The sequence below is a fragment of the Halioglobus sp. Uisw_031 genome, assembly GCF_047729875.1.
Classification (GTDB): domain Bacteria; phylum Pseudomonadota; class Gammaproteobacteria; order Pseudomonadales; family Halieaceae; genus Marimicrobium.
Map to the genome: position 1 here is coordinate 1,926,977 of NZ_CP159826.1, position 17,070 is coordinate 1,944,046.

The 17,070-nt window shown below is 51.5% G+C and carries 13 protein-coding genes and 1 tRNA gene; 2 read left to right on the forward strand and 12 right to left on the reverse strand.

Annotated elements, in window-relative coordinates:
• Positions 1-277: 277 nt before the first annotated feature.
• The 9 genes from sucD to sdhC form a co-directional block, all read right to left on the reverse strand.
• Positions 278-1,150 carry a succinate--CoA ligase subunit alpha gene (gene sucD / locus ABXT62_RS08805; RefSeq protein ID WP_415354869.1) on the reverse strand — a complete coding sequence of 291 codons (873 nt, stop codon included), beginning with the start codon at positions 1,148-1,150 and terminating at the stop codon, positions 278-280.
• On the reverse strand, positions 1,150-2,319 hold the full coding sequence (gene sucC, locus ABXT62_RS08810; protein ID WP_415354870.1) for an ADP-forming succinate--CoA ligase subunit beta: 1,170 nt from the start codon (positions 2,317-2,319) through the stop codon (positions 1,150-1,152). Before sucC ends, sucD begins: the two co-directional genes overlap by 1 nt.
• A 133-nt stretch (positions 2,320-2,452) precedes the next feature.
• Complete coding sequence (gene lpdA, locus ABXT62_RS08815; protein WP_415354871.1) at positions 2,453-3,889, reverse strand: dihydrolipoyl dehydrogenase; 1,437 nt, start codon at positions 3,887-3,889, stop codon at positions 2,453-2,455.
• A gap of 78 nt (positions 3,890-3,967) precedes the next feature.
• Positions 3,968-5,203 (reverse strand): 2-oxoglutarate dehydrogenase complex dihydrolipoyllysine-residue succinyltransferase, encoded by a 1,236-nt coding sequence (gene odhB, locus ABXT62_RS08820; RefSeq protein ID WP_415354872.1) that lies wholly within the window; start codon positions 5,201-5,203, stop codon positions 3,968-3,970.
• A gap of 30 nt (positions 5,204-5,233) precedes the next feature.
• On the reverse strand, positions 5,234-8,092 hold the full coding sequence (locus ABXT62_RS08825; RefSeq protein ID WP_415354873.1) for a 2-oxoglutarate dehydrogenase E1 component: 2,859 nt from the start codon (positions 8,090-8,092) through the stop codon (positions 5,234-5,236).
• A 180-nt stretch (positions 8,093-8,272) separates the two neighbouring features.
• Positions 8,273-8,977, reverse strand: a complete 705-nt coding sequence (locus tag ABXT62_RS08830) for a succinate dehydrogenase iron-sulfur subunit (RefSeq protein WP_415354874.1) — start codon at positions 8,975-8,977, stop codon at positions 8,273-8,275.
• Between the two features lie 12 nt (positions 8,978-8,989).
• Positions 8,990-10,762 (reverse strand): succinate dehydrogenase flavoprotein subunit, encoded by a 1,773-nt coding sequence (gene sdhA, locus ABXT62_RS08835; RefSeq protein WP_415358185.1) that lies wholly within the window; start codon positions 10,760-10,762, stop codon positions 8,990-8,992.
• A gap of 2 nt (positions 10,763-10,764) precedes the next feature.
• Entirely contained in the window at positions 10,765-11,133 is a 369-nt protein-coding gene (sdhD, locus tag ABXT62_RS08840) for a succinate dehydrogenase, hydrophobic membrane anchor protein (protein WP_415354875.1), read from the reverse strand.
• The gene (gene sdhC, locus ABXT62_RS08845) at positions 11,127-11,492 is read right to left on the reverse strand and encodes a succinate dehydrogenase, cytochrome b556 subunit (protein WP_415354876.1); all 366 of its coding nucleotides are present in this window, start codon (positions 11,490-11,492) and stop codon (positions 11,127-11,129) included. Before sdhC ends, sdhD begins: the two co-directional genes overlap by 7 nt.
• A gap of 319 nt (positions 11,493-11,811) precedes the next feature.
• On the opposite strand from sdhC, the gene gltA reads away from it, so the two are divergent.
• Together gltA and ABXT62_RS08855 are read left to right on the forward strand one after the other, a co-directional pair.
• Complete coding sequence (gene gltA, locus ABXT62_RS08850) at positions 11,812-13,101, forward strand: citrate synthase (RefSeq protein WP_415354877.1); 1,290 nt, start codon at positions 11,812-11,814, stop codon at positions 13,099-13,101.
• Between the two features lie 77 nt (positions 13,102-13,178).
• Positions 13,179-14,306: a beta-ketoacyl-ACP synthase III gene (locus ABXT62_RS08855; protein ID WP_415354878.1), complete on the forward strand. Its 1,128-nt coding sequence runs from the start codon at positions 13,179-13,181 to the stop codon at positions 14,304-14,306.
• Between the two features lie 86 nt (positions 14,307-14,392).
• On the opposite strand, the gene hisC is transcribed toward ABXT62_RS08855, so the two are convergent.
• The 3 genes from hisC to ABXT62_RS08870 all read right to left on the reverse strand — a co-directional run bounded on the left by hisC (position 14,393) and on the right by ABXT62_RS08870 (position 17,012).
• Positions 14,393-15,457, reverse strand: a complete 1,065-nt coding sequence (hisC, locus tag ABXT62_RS08860) for a histidinol-phosphate transaminase (RefSeq protein WP_415354879.1) — start codon at positions 15,455-15,457, stop codon at positions 14,393-14,395.
• 83 nt (positions 15,458-15,540) lie between these two features.
• Positions 15,541-15,616, reverse strand: a tRNA-Glu gene (locus ABXT62_RS08865).
• 136 nt (positions 15,617-15,752) lie between these two features.
• Positions 15,753-17,012 (reverse strand): putative porin, encoded by a 1,260-nt coding sequence (locus ABXT62_RS08870; RefSeq protein ID WP_415354880.1) that lies wholly within the window; start codon positions 17,010-17,012, stop codon positions 15,753-15,755.
• Between the last annotated feature and the right edge of the window lie 58 nt (positions 17,013-17,070).

Consider the following 17,070-nt stretch of genomic DNA (forward strand, 5'->3'; position numbering starts at 1 on the left):
TCGTTTCTAAGGTGTTGATTTAACGGAATATGTACACTGCCTCTGATATGGGGGTGGACCGAGCCTATTTCAAGTGAGGCATTGCAATCGATTGCGTGCTGCGGGGTCCTGCCAGCCTACCCACGGCAACCTTCTGAAGCCCAGCGATGTAGCCGCTAGCAGGAGATAGTATTGTTTTTGCGGGGTAAATAGCCGCCCGTGGGAGCCTAAGTCAGGGCAAAAAAAAAGGGCTCGTCTCGCGACCAGCCCTCCATCATTTTCGTAGCTGAGTAATAGCTTACCAGCCCGTAACCTCGGCCAGAGCAGTACCAATTTCTGCCAAACTGCGAACGGTCTTTACACCGGCATCTTCGAGGGCTGCAAACTTCTCGTCAGCAGTGCCCTTGCCACCCGAAATGATCGCTCCCGCGTGCCCCATGCGCTTACCTGTGGGCGCAGTAACGCCAGCAATGTAAGAGACTACCGGCTTCGTCACGCTTGCCTTGATATACGCTGCGGCCTCTTCTTCTGCCGAACCGCCAATTTCGCCGATCATCACAATCGCTTCGGTAGCGGGGTCATTCTGGAACATTTCGAGAATATCGATAAAGTTGGACCCCGGAATCGGATCTCCGCCGATACCGACACAGGTAGACTGCCCAAAACCGGCATCCGTTGTCTGCTTGACCGCCTCATACGTCAGAGTGCCCGAGCGAGACACAATACCCACCTTCCCAGGCAGGTGAATATGACCGGGCATAATGCCAATTTTGCATTCGCCAGGAGTGATCACGCCCGGACAATTAGGCCCGATCAGGCGCACGCCCAGTTCATCGCACTTTACCTTGGCTTGAAGCATGTCTAGCGTTGCAATACCCTCGGTAATACACACGATTAGCTTGATTCCGCTGTTGGCCGCCTCGAGAATCGAGTCTTTGCAAAAAGGGGCTGGAACATAAATAACTGAAGCTTGCGCACCCGTTGCAGCTACCGCCTCTGCCACTGTGTTAAAGACCGGCAGCCCCAAATGCTCTTGACCACCTTTGCCGGGGGTAACACCTCCAACCATCTTAGTGCCATAGGCAATCGCCTGCTCGGAGTGAAACGTCCCCTGAGAACCAGTGAAACCCTGACAAATGACCTTGGTGTTTTTGTCGATAAGAATACTCATTAGGCTGCTCCTCCCGCTGCTTTAACTGCCTGCTGGGCAGCGTCCGTGAGGCTGGTGGCGGCGATAATGTTCAATCCACTGTCGGCCAAAACCTGTCGCCCTAGTTCGGCATTGTTGCCCTCTAGCCGCACGACAACCGGCACCTGCACACCAATTTCTTCAACCGCACCGATAACGCCTTCAGCAATAAGGTCGCAGCGTACGATGCCGCCGAAGATATTAATAAGCACGGCTTTTACCTTGTCGTCAGACAAAATGATTTTGAACGCCTCTGATACGCGCTCCTTGGTGGCACCGCCCCCAACATCCAAAAAGTTAGCCGGAAATCCGCCATGCAGTGCCACAATATCCATCGTTCCCATGGCAAGGCCAGCGCCGTTGACCATGCACCCGATATTGCCGTCGAGAGCGACGTAGTTCAATTCCCATTTAGCGGCATGCACTTCGCGTTCGTCTTCCTGGCTGGTGTCGTGCATTCCACGTAATTCAGGCTGGCGATACAGCGCGTTGCTATCGACACCAAGCTTGGCATCTAGGCAATGCAGGTCACCTTGCTCGGTTATCACCAGAGGATTAATCTCAATCAGTGCCAAATCTTTATCGACAAACAACTGGGCCAGACCCATAAAAATCTTCACGAACTGCTTGATCTGCTCTCCTGACAATCCCAACTTAAAAGCCAACTCTCGTCCCTGATAGGGCTGCGCTCCTGTTAGCGGGTCAATTGTGGTGCGCAATATCTTTTCCGGAGATTCTTCCGCGACTTTCTCAATTTCAACACCACCCTCGGTAGACGCCATAAAAACAATACGACGTGAAGAGCGGTCGACGACAGCACCAAGATACAACTCATCGGCAATATCGGTGCAGGTTTCTACCAGGATTTTGCTGACAGGTTGTCCCGTTTCATCCGTCTGGTAGGTGACCAGTCTCTTACCCAGCCATTGTTTGGCAAAGGCTTCGATATCAGCTTTGGTTTTGACCAGTTTGACCCCCCCAGCCTTGCCACGTCCCCCGGCATGCACCTGAGCTTTGACAACCCACATGTCGCCGCCGATCTTATCCGCTGCCGCCATTGCTTCCTCTGGGGTGTCTACAGCGTATCCCTTGGATACTGGCAACCCATACTCGGCAAACAACTGCTTACCCTGATACTCGTGAAGATTCATGTTCTATCCTGTTATCAATTCTTAACTGTTATACGTTAAGGTTATTTGGCAACGACATCCCTGCCAAACAAACCCGCTGAGTATCCGCGCGCGTCAGTAACTTATTATGTTGTACGCACTCGAACGAATTTTTCTAGCGCTTCTTTCGATTCGCAATATGAATAGCTTGTCCATCTACTGCCAAGGCCGCTTCATGCACCGCCTCAGACAAGGTTGGGTGACCGAAGACGGTGAGCGCCAGATCCTCTGCACTGGATCCAAACTCCATCGCTATGACCACCTGCTGCACCAGATCCGCTGCAGATGGGCCTACGATATGACACCCGAGTATGCGATCTGTCTCAGCATCCGCAATCATTTTCACAATACCATCAGAATCATTGGCCGCCAGGGCCCTCCCGCTTGCTGCGAAAGGGAACACCCCTATCTTGCACTCAATACCATCCGCTTTTAATTCCTGCTCAGTTTGCCCTACAGCAGCAATTTCCGGATGCGTATAGATGACCGAGGGAACACAGTCATAGTTCATCTGCGCCTGCTTGCCGGCGATACGCTCAACCACCATCACGCCTTCTTCCGACGCCTTGTGTGCCAGCATAAGGCCGCGCACTATATCACCCACAGCATACACATGGGGTGCTTCAGTTTCGCAATTGTCATTGACGTAGATAAAACCACGCTCGTCTAAAGTGATGCCACTGTCAGACGAAAATAAGTCTTCCGAGCGGGGTCTGCGTCCTACCGCAACAATCAGCTTATCGAATAACTCTGTGTGTTCGCCACCTGCGCTGGTGTACGTAACCTCAACTTTGCCCTTTTTGACTTCTGTACCGATCACTCGGGCACCAAGGCGTATATCCAGTCCCTGTTTCTTGAAGATCTTGCCTGCCTCTTTGGCAATCTGTACATCCATCATCGGCAAGAATTCGTCCAGCGCCTCCAACATGACAACCTCCGATCCGAGGCGACGCCAGACACTGCCCAGTTCCAAACCGATGACTCCAGCGCCGATAACGCCGAGACGGACGGGGACTTCTGTCAGCATGAGTGCACCGGTAGAGTCGATAATGTGTTCATCGTCTATCGGTGCGGGGGCAATACTGACCGGTACTGAGCCGGCAGCAATAATGACATTACTTGCATCCAACACTTGGACATTGCCTTTGTTATCGGTCACTTCAACTTTCGCGCCGACAAGGACCTTTCCGACGCCGGAGATGGGTGTAACACCGTTGTGTTTAAAAAGCCCCGTTATGCCACCGGTCAGTTGCGAGACGATCTGATCCTTGCGAGCCAGCATGGCGGGTATATCAATGTCGGCCTTCTTTACCGTTATCCCATGCACCGCTAAATTATCCCGAACATCAGCAAACTTGTGACTGCTGTCGAGTAACGCCTTGGACGGGATACAGCCGACGTTGAGACACGTGCCGCCCAACTGCATATTGTCACTGTCATCCAGCCACTGCTCAACACAGGCAACCTTCAACCCCAGTTGCGCGGCCTTAATAGCTGCAACATAGCCGGCAGGCCCTGATCCAATTATTACTACATCATATTTTTCAGGCATCGTCATTCCCACTAAAGGTGTCTTTACGACAGACAGGTTACTGTATCTCTGTGTGCAAACTCACAAGCATTCATGTTCCTATAATTGCAGCAAAATTCGAGCGGGATCTTCAATAAGATCCTTGATAGCGACCAGAAACTGTACGGCGGTCTTGCCGTCGATGAGCCGGTGATCGTAGGTCAACGCCAAATACATCATGGGTAGAATCACCACCTGACCATCGACAGCCATTGGACGTTCCTGAATTTTGTGCATACCCAGAATACCCGTTTGCGGCGGGTTGAGGATAGGTGTCGACAACAAAGAACCGAATACGCCGCCGTTGGTTACCGTAAACGTACCGCCCGTCATATCCTCAATGGTCAACTTATTGTCTTTGGCGCGCAGCCCCATATCTCTGATCGCAGCCTCAATATCGGCCAGGCTCATAAAGTCAGCATCGCGCATGACCGGGACCACAAGTCCGCCCTCAGTCGAAACCGCTACACCAATATCCTGGTAGCCGTGGTATACGATATCATTGCCGTCAACAGACGCATTAACAGCCGGGAATCGTTTCAGCGCTTCACAGGCGGCTTTGACAAAAAATCCCATAAATCCAAGGCGCGTTCCGTTATGCGTTTTTTCGAATTGATCCTTATACTTTTTACGCAACGCCATCACAGGCGCCATATTCACCTCGTTAAACGTGCTGAGCATCGCTGTTTCATGCGTAGCGTTAAGCAACCGCTCGGCTATTCTGGCTCGCATACGGGTCATGGGCACCCGTCTCTCTACTCGCTCGCCGGAAGGGCTAACTGACGGCGGCTCCTTGTCGATAGTCGCGGAGGGCTCGACAGAAGCCGTGGTAGTTGCCGCGGATTTGGCTTCTCGAGCTTTTATAAATTTGAGAATGTCTTCCTTGGTAATGCGTCCATTCTTTCCTGTGCCCGTTATTGCGCTGACATCGAGCTTATGCTCGTCAACCAACAACCGAGCAGCGGGTCCAAGTAACTCCGCTGAAGACGGTTCTGAAGCATTGTCACCTGATGCCGCGAGACTTGCTTGTGCGGGCGGAGACGAAAGCGCTGCGGATTTTTTTTCAGCAAGTGTAGCAAGGAGCTGTTCACCTTCAATTGTCTCACCTACCACAGCATGGATTTTTGTGATCACACCATCCACAGGAGCAACCACCTCCAATACCACTTTGTCCGTCTCTATCTCGACGATCAGCTCATCCCTTGACACCGTGTCGCCTTCCGACTTGTGCCAGGCAGCCACTTCCCCGTCCGCAATAGACTCGGGAAAGGCAGGTGCCTTTATTTCAATAGTCATCTCATTTCCTTTAAAAAAATCCGCTTGTTGTCAGTAACCCCAAGGCATTTCTCCGAGAGCTTCATCAATAAACTGTTCCAACTGCGCGATATGCAATGCCATGTAGCCGGCAGCGGCAGCGGCAGATGAATCACGTCCGACATAGCGCAGATACACATCCACTTTATGGCGCTGTATTACTCTGCGCATATGGTGCTGGCTGGCATACCAGGAGCCCTGATTCATCGGCTCTTCCTGACACCAAACCGCATCGACAATATTGGGGTATGAGTCCGCCAGTATCTGCAGTAACTCGTCCTCAGGGAAAGGATACAACTGCTCAAGGCGCAAAATGGCGATATGGTTCAGTTGGCGCTCTCGCCTGACCGCAAGCAAATCGTAGAATACTTTACCGCTGCAAAGGATAATACGCTGAACCTTCGACTTATCCAGATCATCGATTTCATCCATTACATTATAGAATCTGCCCCCGGCAAGATCCTCAATAGTGGAAATCGCTTCTTTATGGCGCAGCAGACTTTTGGGCGACATCACCACCAGCGGCTTACGTAGCGGACGGATAGCCTGTCGCCTCAGCATATGGAACACCTGCGCCGGCGTGGTCGGGGCGCAGACCTGAATATTATGCTCTGCACATAACTGCATGAAGCGTTCCAGCCTTGCGGATGAGTGCTCTGGACCCTGCCCCTCGTAGCCATGCGGCAACAACATCGTTAGACCGCACAAACGCGACCATTTGTTCTCACCACTGGTAATAAATTGATCAATGACGACCTGTGCACCGTTGGCGAAATCGCCAAACTGGGCTTCCCAGATTACGAGGCCTTGGGGTAACGTGGTGGAATAGCCATATTCAAAAGCAAGCACAGCCTCTTCTGACAGCAATGAATCGTAAATACTGAACTTTGCCTGTGATTCACTGATGTGCTGCAAAGGAATATAGGTACTGCCATCACTTTGATTGTGCAGCACCGCATGACGATGGGAGAAGGTGCCGCGCCCTACGTCTTGTCCCGTCAACCTGATGGGGCTTCCCTCTTGCAGCAATGATGCATAAGCAAGATTTTCTGCAAAGCCCCAGTTGATCGGCATCGCTCCGGCGGCCATTTTACGACGGTCTTCCAATATTTTGGATACCTGACGTTGCAACGGAAAACCATCCGGCGAAAGATTGGTAGTATGAGCCAGTGACTGCAAGGCCTGGATGTCGATACTGGTGTCGCACTGCAACCTCCAGTCGTGTCCCAGATAGGGCGACCAATCGACAAACAACGACTTGTTCGGCTCAGATACCAGACTGCTGACCAACGGGGCGCCACGATCTAAAGCGTCCCTGTAACGCTCCACCAAAGCCTCAACCTCGGCCTCTGTGATGAGCCCTTCGCTGACGAGCTTCTCTGCATACAAGTCCTGAGTCGTTTTGTGCTTGCTAATGACCTTGTACATCAACGGCTGTGTTACCGAGGGTTCGTCCGCTTCGTTATGACCCCGACGGCGATAGCAGATAAGATCAATCACCACGTCTTTGTTAAATTCAGTACGATAGTCAACGGCCAATTGTGTGACGAACAACACCGCTTCTGGGTCATCTGCATTGACGTGGAATATCGGCGCCTGAACCATTTTCGCAACGTCGGTACAGTACTCTGTTGAACGGGCATCCTCTCGCTCATGTGTGGTGAATCCGACTTGATTATTCAGCACAATGTGGATCGTGCCACCGGTTTTATACCCGCGGGTCTGAGACATCTGAAACGTCTCCATCACCACGCCTTGCCCGGCAAAAGCTGCATCGCCATGCAGAACAATAGGGACCACAAGATCACCTGACGCGTCGAGACGTCGTTCCTGACGTGCACGCACAGAACCCTCTACAACCGGGGATACAATCTCCAAATGCGACGGGTTAAAGGATAACGCGAGATGAACCTCTCCTCCCGTGGTCATCATATTAGAAGAAAAACCCTGATGATACTTTACGTCGCCAGAACTTTCGTACTGCGCCCTACCCTCAAATTCGTCAAACAACTCCGAGGGGTTTTTTCCGAATATATTGATCAGCACATTGAGCCTGCCACGGTGGGCCATGCCAATGACAATTTCCTTTGCCCGATACGCGCCACAGCGTTGCACCATCTCTGACAGCATAGGAATCAGGCTCTCCCCGCCCTCGAGTCCGAAACGTTTAGTGCCGGGATACTTAGACGCCAGGGACTTTTCTAGACCCTCTGCATTTATGAGGAGATTCAGCAATTGCAAGCGTACTTCCTTGCCATAATCTGGTGCAGAACGCACAGACTCCATTCTCTGCATAACCCAGTGCCGCTCAGTGGTATCGACTATGTGCATAAACTCGGCACCAATCGTATGGCAATAGGTTCTCTCAAGTGCCTCGTATATCTCACCCAACGTGGCATCAGCTTTGCCGATATGCAAACTACCGGCCTGGAAAACCGTATCAAAGTCGGCAGACGACAAATGGTGAAAGCCTAGCTCTAGGTCGGCTACCTGCTCGCGCTGGGCAATTCCTAATGGATCAAGTTTCGCTTTTTGATGGCCGCGCTGACGATAGGCAGAAATCAATTGCACCACACAAACCTGCTTGCGCTCGTAATCGGTGGCCTTTGAATCATACTGCACGGTGGCTTCAGTGCGCACACGCATTTTACTGATCTGAGCAAAACGCTCGCGAATTACCGAGTGGGGAACATCTTCAAGCTGGATAATCTCTGACGGCACCATCGGAAGCTTGTCGAAGTAATCTCGCCACTGCTCAGGCACCCCATTAGGATCCTTCAGATAAGACTCGTACAAATCCTCTACATACGTGGCGTTACCACCAGAAATATGAGAGCTTTGCCGCAGCAACTCTATGGAACTATTTTGCATCTGGACCCCTCCCGGGGCTCAATCGACTAGTGCTACTCATCCACACACCGATGGACCACGAGAAACGCACGCTGTGCCCCTGAGTTCAGATATGAGGCTTCTTTTTAGCAGCAAGGTACCGTGCTGTCATAAATTTAAAAAATTTGTTTGAAATCAATCTATTAACTATAAATCCTAATGTTATGTCGCGCGCGACAAGAGCATGTTTCGTATGTGCCCAATCGCCCGCGTAGGGTTCAAGCCTTTGGGACACACATTCACGCAAGCCTGAATACCATGGCAGCGAAAGACGCTAAACGGGTCGGCCAGGCGAGCCAGACGCTCATCCGTGGCGGTATCGCGAGTGTCAGCGAGAAAGCGGTAGGCCTGTAACAAGCCAGCTGGGCCTATAAATTTGTCTGGATTCCACCAAAAAGACGGGCAGGCAGTAGAGCAACATGCGCAGAGAATACACTCATAGAGACCGTCCAGTTTTTCCCGCTCTTCGGGGCTCTGCAGCCGCTCTATAGCAGGGGCTGGTGACTGATTCTGCAGGTAAGGCTGCACTTTTTCATACTGTGCATAAAACAGGCTCATATCGACCACTAAGTCGCGAATGACCGGCAGACCCGGCAAAGGACGCAGCACCAGCTTGTTTTTTCTCACTGCTTTGGATAGCGGCGTCACACAGGCAAGTCCATTCGTGCCATTCATGTTGACGCCATCGGAGCCGCACACACCCTCACGACAAGAGCGCCTGTAGACGACGGTTTCATCCTCAGCCTTGATCAACTCCATCACGTCGAGGACCATAAGATCCTTGCCGCCGGTCTCTACCTGGACATCCTGCATATAAGGTTCAGCGTCGATTTCCGGGTTATAGCGATAAATACTGACTTGCAACATGATTAGCGCCTCTTAATAACTGCGTACTGTCGGTTGAAATGTTGGGACTGTTTTTGGCTCAAAGTTCACGCCGCGTTTACTCACGCGCTTGCTATCAGCAAAGTACATCGAATGGCAAAGCCAGTTTTCATCGTCGCGTGAATCAAAGTCGTCACGAGCGTGGGCACCGCGGCTCTCTTTGCGATCTTCGGCGGCAATTGCAGTAGCCTCAGCGACCTCTAAAAGATTCTGCAACTCAAGGACCTCTATTCGAGCTGTGTTAAAGACATCGCTCTTGTCAGACAACTCGGCATTTTCAATCCGCTCACGCAAATCGGCTAGCTTAGTAATCCCCGTCTGCATCAAAGGCCCGTTACGGAATACGCCGAAGTAGTTCTGCATCGTATTCTGCAATTCTTTACGTAACTCCCCCGCTTTCTCTCCACCGGTGGAGTTATTCAGTTTGTTCAGGCGAGACATTGCCCGCTCTATATCCGTGTCAGACGCATCGCGCAACTCGATACCCTCACGCAGAGACTTCTCAATAAACAAACCGGAGGCTCGCCCAAATACCACCAGGTCAAGCAGCGAGTTACCGCCTAGCCGGTTAGCACCGTGCACAGAGACACAGGCCGCTTCGCCGCAGGCGTAAAGACCAGGGATAATAAAGTCTTCGCCGTTTTGATCAACGCTGATAGCCTGTCCGTTAACATTTGTCGGTATGCCGCCCATCATGTAATGACAGGTGGGCACAACAGGAATCGGCTCTTTTGTCGGATCCACATGAGCAAAAGTCCGAGACAATTCGCAAATACCGGGTAAACGGCTCTCTAAAACCTCCTCACCCAGATGATCCAGCTTGAGATAGACATGGTCGCCATCGGGGCCGCAGCCGCGCCCCTCTAGTATCTCCTTCACCATCGAGCGAGCCACAACGTCACGTCCTGCTAAATCTTTGGAGTTGGGCGCATAACGCTCCATAAAACGCTCACCGTCCTTGTTGATGAGATAGCCACCCTCTCCACGGCAACCCTCAGTGACCAACGTGCCCGCTCCGGCAATTCCGGTCGGATGAAACTGCCACATCTCAATGTCCTGTACCGGGAAACCCGCACGCAGGGCCATCCCAATGCCGTCTCCGGTATTAATGTGCGCATTCGTTGTAGACGCATAGATCCGACCTGCCCCACCAGTGGCAAGGACGGTAGCCTTAGACTTCACATAGACGGTTTCACCCGTTTCTATACAGATAGCGATAACCCCTACGACGGAGCCGTCCTGATTCTTCACCAGATCAGTGGCATACCATTCGTTTAGGAATACGGTCTCATTCTTCAGGTTACTCTGATAAAGGGTGTGCAGCAGCGCGTGCCCGGTGCGGTCAGCTGCGGCACAGGTGCGCGCGGCTTGACCGCCTTTACCGTAATCCTTTGACTGCCCGCCAAAGGGGCGCTGATAAATACGGCCCTCTTCGGTGCGAGAAAATGGCAGTCCCATGTGCTCCAACTCGTAGATTGCCTCAGGGCCAACGCTACACATATATTCGATCGCATCCTGATCGCCAATATAATCAGCGCCTTTCACCGTATCGTACATATGCCAGCGCCAATCATCATCAGGATCTGCTGACGCGATGGCACAGGTGATACCACCCTGCGCTGATACGGTATGTGATCGTGTTGGAAAGACTTTTGAAATTACCGCAGTCTTGAACCCAGACTGAGCCATTTGCAGGGACGCCCGCATACCCGAGCCGCCGCCGCCAACGATGACACCGTCAAATGAAATAGTGCGAATAGCCGCCATCTTTATAAACCCCACAAAATCTTAATTCCCCAGACAAAATACGCCAACATTATGATGACACTCGCGCCCTCTGCTAACAGTCTAATGGTTTTACCCGCTGCCCCTAGCATACGTTCGGTTAGGTAGTCAGTGAACACCACCCACAGACCGACCCAGGCATGCCCAGCCAAGGCCACCAGCGCAAGCAAGCTGAATACCTTCATCCAAGTCTGGGCAAACAACCCTGACCATTGCGTATAGCCAAAGCCACTATTGGCCAGCATCCAGCCCACACAAACAAGAACGTAAGCCAGCAGAATGACTGCACTTACACGTTGTATGAACCAATCGTAGAGACCGGTGCGGCTCGCGGTCGTCGCTGAAGTCACCATATCCAAGCCCCCGCCGACACAATCAGCACTGCCGAAAGCGCCCAGGCGATGCGCACACCCAGTATGCCCCCCTCCATAGTTTCACCGATACCCCTGTCCATAATAAAGTGCTTTATTCCGGATAAAGAGTGGTAAATCAGCGCCGAGACCACGGCCCATAACACCAGCTTGAATATGAGGCTCTCCCGAAGCGCATCAAAGCTTGCCTCGCTAGACAGGCTGGCGTCCAGGGCCCACAACAAGACGGCAATACCGGCAAACAGGAATACGCCAGTGGCGCGATGCGTTATGGATGCCCATGCAGTAATGGGGAGCCGCATGGACCCGATGTCTAAGTTTACAGGCCGTTTATCTTTCACAAGTAAGCTACCGTCTGTGTGATGCCCGTAGGGCGATTGATCGGATTGGCGAGGGCCAAGACTGTTGGCCAGCCACGACCATGGCGATACAATTAAAACGCGCGAGATTATAGGCATTTAGCGCCATAAATACAAATCCGTTATCGTAAAGGGCCACAAAATGAAGTTTACTGTAAGCCCCGTCGATCTTCGTTAACCCTGTTGCACGAACCTAGATTCAACTCTCGGCTTTTCACCACAATTGCCGTGGGTTCAATTGACAAAAATTTCCGAGACTTTATAGTGGTGCACCGCCACAAATCACTACTCAGGACCCTTTATGACCGACAAAAAGGCAACTCTAGAAATCGACGGAATCGACGATGCTATTGAGCTACCAATTTATTCCGGCACTTTAGGCCCTGACGTCGTCGATGTGGGTGGCCTCACCGCACAAGGCCTGTTTACCTACGACCCCGGTTTTGTCTCCACCGCCTCCTGTGAATCCAAAATCACTTTTATCGATGGCGCCAAAGGCATTCTTCTGCACAGAGGCTACCCCATCGGCCAGCTTGCAGAGCAGTCCGACTATCTCGAGACCTGCTACTTGTTACTGTACGGTGAACTTCCCACTACGGATCAGAAAGCGCACTTTTTAAGCACCGTAGGGCTGCACACTATGGTCAACGAGCAGATATGCACTTTCTTCAACGGCTTTCGTCGCGATGCCCACCCAATGGCAGTAATGTGCGGTGTGGTAGGCGCCCTCTCCGCCTTCTACCATGATTCTCTGGAAATATCTGACGAACATCACCGGGAAATCGCCGCCTTTCGCTTAATTGCCAAAATGCCCACCCTAGCAGCAATGAGTTACAAGTATTCCATAGGCCAGCCGTTCATGTATCCGGACAACAGCTTAAGCTACGCAGAAAACTTCCTTCACATGATGTTCGGCAATCCCTGTGAACCGAGCACAATAAGTCCCGTGCTTGCCAAAGCAATGGATCGCATCTTTTTACTGCATGCCGACCATGAGCAAAATGCCTCGACGTCCACCGTGCGTCTCGCCGGATCCTCTGGCGCCAACCCTTTTGCTTGCATTGCCGCAGGCATTGCTGCGCTTTGGGGGCCATCGCATGGCGGCGCGAATGAGGCCGTACTTGAGATGCTAAAAGAAATCGGCGATGTCTCCAGGATTGAAGAGTTTGTCGCTCGCGCTAAAGACAAGGATGACCCATTCCGGCTTATGGGTTTTGGTCACCGAGTGTATAAAAACTTTGACCCCCGCGCCAAAGTAATGAAAGAAGCCGCCGACGAAGTGCTCGCGGAACTGGGTATTGAGCATGATCCGCTGTTAGAGATTGCAAAACGTCTTGAGGAGATAGCCCTTTCGGATGAGTACTTTATTGAAAAGAAGTTGTACCCGAATGTAGATTTTTACTCTGGCATCATCCTCAAAGCGATCGGCATACCCCCTAGTATGTTCACGGTGATCTTTGCGGTAGGTCGCACGGTAGGGTGGATAGCTCACTGGAATGAAATGATCAGTGGCAGCTATCGGATCGGGCGCCCTCGGCAGCTCTACACGGGCTATACCGAGCGTGATTTCGTTCCAACTAGTCAGCGCTAATTGGCTCATTAAACTGAAAAGTCCTATCAAATTTTTTAGTGTCGCCAGTGGACTATAGTCGTTAATTACTGGGATTTATGACAATGCCCGACATCGTTATCAGCGGAACCGGCCTCTTTACCCCGGCAGAATCCATCAGCAATGAAGAGCTGGTGACCTCGTTTAATGCCTACGCAGACAACTTCAACGTCGAACAGGCAGAGCAAATCGCCGCAGGCACAGTGGCGGCCATGCAGCAATCTTCCGCGGAGTTTGTAGAGAAAGCCTCGGGGATCAAGTCTCGCTATGTGATGAACAAAGACGGGATTATCGACCCGAAACGGATGGCCCCGCGCTTGCCGGAGCGTTCCAATGATGTTCAATCGATACAGTGTGAAATGGGCGTGGCCGCAGCCCAAGATGCCATGAGAGCAGCTGGTAAGACAGCGGCTGACATCGATTTTGTGATAGTCGCCGCGTCTAATATGCAACGCCCCTATCCTGCCATGGCCGTTGAAATTCAGGACGCGCTCGGGATCAAAGGATACGGTTTTGACATGAACGTGGCCTGTTCGTCTGCCACCTTCGGTATTCAGCAAGCACGAGACGCGGTCAGGGCCGGCAGCGCGCGATCCGTATTAATAATCAACCCTGAAATTTGCAGCGGCCATCTAAACTTTCTTGATCGCGACTCACATTTTATTTTCGGTGACGTATGTACCGCCATCATCGTGGAGAGCGCGACTACCGCAACCAGTGATGAGCAATACAGTATCGTAGACAGCAAGTTGCAAACGATTTTCTCCAACAATATTCGCAATAATTTTGGCTTCCTCAACCGGGGCGACGAGTCCGGGACCGGCGCAAAAGACAAATTATTTATGCAGGAAGGTCGTAAAGTATTCAAAGAGGTTTGTCCGGCAGTCGCGGCTCAAATATCAGGCCAATTGGAATCCCTTGGCATTTCACCCGATCAGCTCAAGCGACTATGGCTTCACCAGGCAAACCTCAGCATGAACCAACTAATCTCCAAACGCGTTCTCGGTCGAGACGCTAGCGCTGATGAAGCGCCGATTATTCTCGATGAGTATGCCAATACTAGTTCCGCCGGTTCAATCATTGCGTTTCATAAGCATCGGGCCGATTTGAGCAGTGGGGACTTGGGAGTGCTATGCTCTTTTGGCGCAGGCTATAGCATCGGCAGCCTGATACTAAAAAAAGTCTAAGCAGCTTCTAATTTTTTATTATTGGACGACCAGTTCTCGTTAGCTGCGGCATCAACAGAAGTATCAGTGAATAGCGCGCGCGCACATCAGTCATTACCCAGCAGAGCTCTCAACGCAATTAACAACGCCTTATTATCTTCATCGGTGCCTATAGTGATACGAAGATGGTTGTCGATTCGTGGCTTGTCGAAATACCGCACGAGTATGCCCTGATCCCTCAGGCCAGAAAATAATTTCCTGGCGCTATATTGCGGGTGAGATGCCAAGATGAAATTGGCGCCTGACGGCAATACATCAAATCCGAGTTCGGCCATCGCAGAACACAATATTTTACGTGTACTAATCACTCGCTCGCAACTATTGCGAAAATAGTCCTCATCGTCAATCGACGCCAAAGCGGCCCGCTGCGCAACAATGTCCAATGGATAGGAGTTAAAGGAATTCTTCACGCGCCCAAGGGCCTCTATCAGTGTTTTACTGCCCATGGCAAACCCAACCCTCAGGCCGGCTAGTGCTCGAGATTTAGATAGCGTCTGCACGACTAAAAGATTGTCGTATTCATCGATCAATTGTGTCGCAGATTCGCCGCCAAAATCGATATAGGCTTCGTCTATAACAACTACCGACTCAGCACTCCTTTGCAGCAAAGCGCGAATAGAATCCAAACTCATCAGCATGCCGGTGGGTGCATTCGGGTTAGGAATAATGATGCCCCCATTTTTTACCGGGTAGGCGGCAGGGTCTATACTAAAATCTTGGTCTAAAGGAATAGTACGGTAGGCGATATCAAACATCGCAGACCAAACCGGATAGAAGCTGTAACTGACGTCGGGGAAATACAGCGGCAGACTGTGCTTGAGTAATGCCATAAATGCCAAGGCAATGACCTCGTCCGACCCATTGCCCACAAAGACCTGCTCCGCCTGCAGACCAAAACGCGCGGCTATCGCTTGCCTGAGAGCAACGGATTCGGGATCAGGGTATAGCCGTAACGCATCAGCGCTGACAGCACTAATGGCCTCCATTACACGAGGGGATGGTGGGTAAGGACTTTCGTTGGTGTTCAGTTTAACCAACTTGTCGAGCAGGGGCTGTTCGCCGGGCAGATAGGGCGTCAGCGTATTGACCACATCACTCCAGTAACGACTCATGATATGCCCTGACCTTGGACCGAGCCGTGCTTACCGACCCATTTAGGCGGCAAGCCCGAAACAGTACCGCGCTTCATTGAAAATGGCGTCCCCTAGGGGGTTCGAACCCCTGTTACCGCCGTGAAAGGGCAGTGTCCTGGACCACTAGACGAAGGGGACGCAACAACTTTTTGCGTTCGTTAAAACGCGGGCCTATTGTACCCAAGCCCCTCTGTGATGCAAGTTTCGCGACAGAGGCTTTTAGTACTAAATCACCCGATGCCCGCGCCGCGATGAATGGTCAGCACAGTAAGACTTAATATTTAAAGCCAGTATCGAGCTGTATACGATCGTAGCTCACATCGTCGCCTAGTTTAACGCCTCTGGTGTTGTCAAAATAATAGGTGGTAGCCACATACCATTTGTCGTCCACCCCGTATGCAGCAGAGAAGCTACTTCCCTTATTATCGGTGCCGCCCCCGGCAAAATCAGAGTTTGTAATCACACCTAAGGTGGCATTCGCATCTAGATCTTCATATTGATATTGCACCTGCCAGTCACCCTTTTTCTTGACCTTACCAAGTCGAACACCAGCCAAATAACCCGTGTTAAGCTCGTCTGCGTCAGTATTTTTAACGTAATCCGCATACAGACTGAGTGGCATGTCAAACGCCGTCAAAGCTAGCGCTAATGACGCGTTATAGACGGTGTAATCGTACTCATAGACCTCAACCCCATTAGCGTCAGGGACTGATGAGTTGCCAAAAAATAGACCGTCGAAGATAGCTTTCTGGCCTTTCGTTGGTATATCAAGGTACCCCACTGCAGTGGTCAAGGTTGCGTCCTCAAAAAGCTCAAAATTAGCGCCCGCCTGAGCCACCCATACCCCATATTCGCCCTTCTTGCTGTCACTTTCGATAAAGTTATACACGACATTGGTAAAAAACATCTCATTTGCCCAGCCCACCGCAAGGCCCTCTTGACGAAAGTCCCCATCAAAAATCAACTGACTTTTATCGGGTCTATAATACGGGTTGGCAAAAATGCCCCCCGTCACATACGTTTCGTTTGTCGGTCTCCATGTCGCGTAAGCCAAATCAAGATTAATATTTTTGCTTGCGCCGCCATCTCCTAGTGTCTGGTTGCTCGAAACAGGGTCATCAGAACCCGTGGCCAGACCGAATCCGACCTCTGTCGTGTCGTTGATCCTTGCCACCAAAGCCGGGCGCGCACGAATTCGCCAACGGTCGCGATCATCTTTCCCCTCTTGATCAATGGCCTCGTAACGAAATCGATAATCTCCTTTCCACTTTATCCTCTCCGACCAAGACATCTTACGGGTCGACTCCTGTAGGGAGGCCACCTCGGCGTTGGTCGCCTCCAGGTTTTCTTCGATGAGCGTAGTGTTCGTTAGCGCCCGCAACTGCTGATTCTCCATTTCGAGCGCATTCACGCGTTGTGACATTAGCGCAAATTGGGCCTTAAACTGCTCCCACTCCGCCTCAGGCACTTGCGCAATAGCACCCGAAGCGCTGATCACGCCAAAGCCTAGAATTGCAAAAACCAACCTCTTCATCTTCGTCTCCCAGTCAATAGACAGTTGAAATAAACGTACTTCACTCTTACTGCGGGAA

What these genes read in the sequence shown, in the direction of transcription:
- sucD (WP_415354869.1), bottom strand. Translation starts at nt 1,150, where the DNA reads ATGAGTATTCTTATCGACAAAAACACCAAGGTCATTTGTCAGGGTTTC.
- sucC (WP_415354870.1), bottom strand. Translation starts at nt 2,319, where the DNA reads ATGAATCTTCACGAGTATCAGGGTAAGCAGTTGTTTGCCGAGTATGGG.
- lpdA (WP_415354871.1), bottom strand. Translation starts at nt 3,889, where the DNA reads ATGCCTGAAAAATATGATGTAGTAATAATTGGATCAGGGCCTGCCGGC.
- odhB (WP_415354872.1), bottom strand. Translation starts at nt 5,203, where the DNA reads ATGACTATTGAAATAAAGGCACCTGCCTTTCCCGAGTCTATTGCGGAC.
- ABXT62_RS08825 (WP_415354873.1), bottom strand. Translation starts at nt 8,092, where the DNA reads ATGCAAAATAGTTCCATAGAGTTGCTGCGGCAAAGCTCTCATATTTCT.
- ABXT62_RS08830 (WP_415354874.1), bottom strand. Translation starts at nt 8,977, where the DNA reads ATGTTGCAAGTCAGTATTTATCGCTATAACCCGGAAATCGACGCTGAA.
- sdhA (WP_415358185.1), bottom strand. Translation starts at nt 10,762, where the DNA reads ATGGCGGCTATTCGCACTATTTCATTTGACGGTGTCATCGTTGGCGGC.
- sdhD (WP_415354875.1), bottom strand. Translation starts at nt 11,133, where the DNA reads ATGGTGACTTCAGCGACGACCGCGAGCCGCACCGGTCTCTACGATTGG.
- gltA (WP_415354877.1), top strand. Translation starts at nt 11,812, where the DNA reads ATGACCGACAAAAAGGCAACTCTAGAAATCGACGGAATCGACGATGCT.
- ABXT62_RS08855 (WP_415354878.1), top strand. Translation starts at nt 13,179, where the DNA reads ATGACAATGCCCGACATCGTTATCAGCGGAACCGGCCTCTTTACCCCG.
- hisC (WP_415354879.1), bottom strand. Translation starts at nt 15,457, where the DNA reads ATGAGTCGTTACTGGAGTGATGTGGTCAATACGCTGACGCCCTATCTG.
- ABXT62_RS08870 (WP_415354880.1), bottom strand. Translation starts at nt 17,012, where the DNA reads ATGAAGAGGTTGGTTTTTGCAATTCTAGGCTTTGGCGTGATCAGCGCT.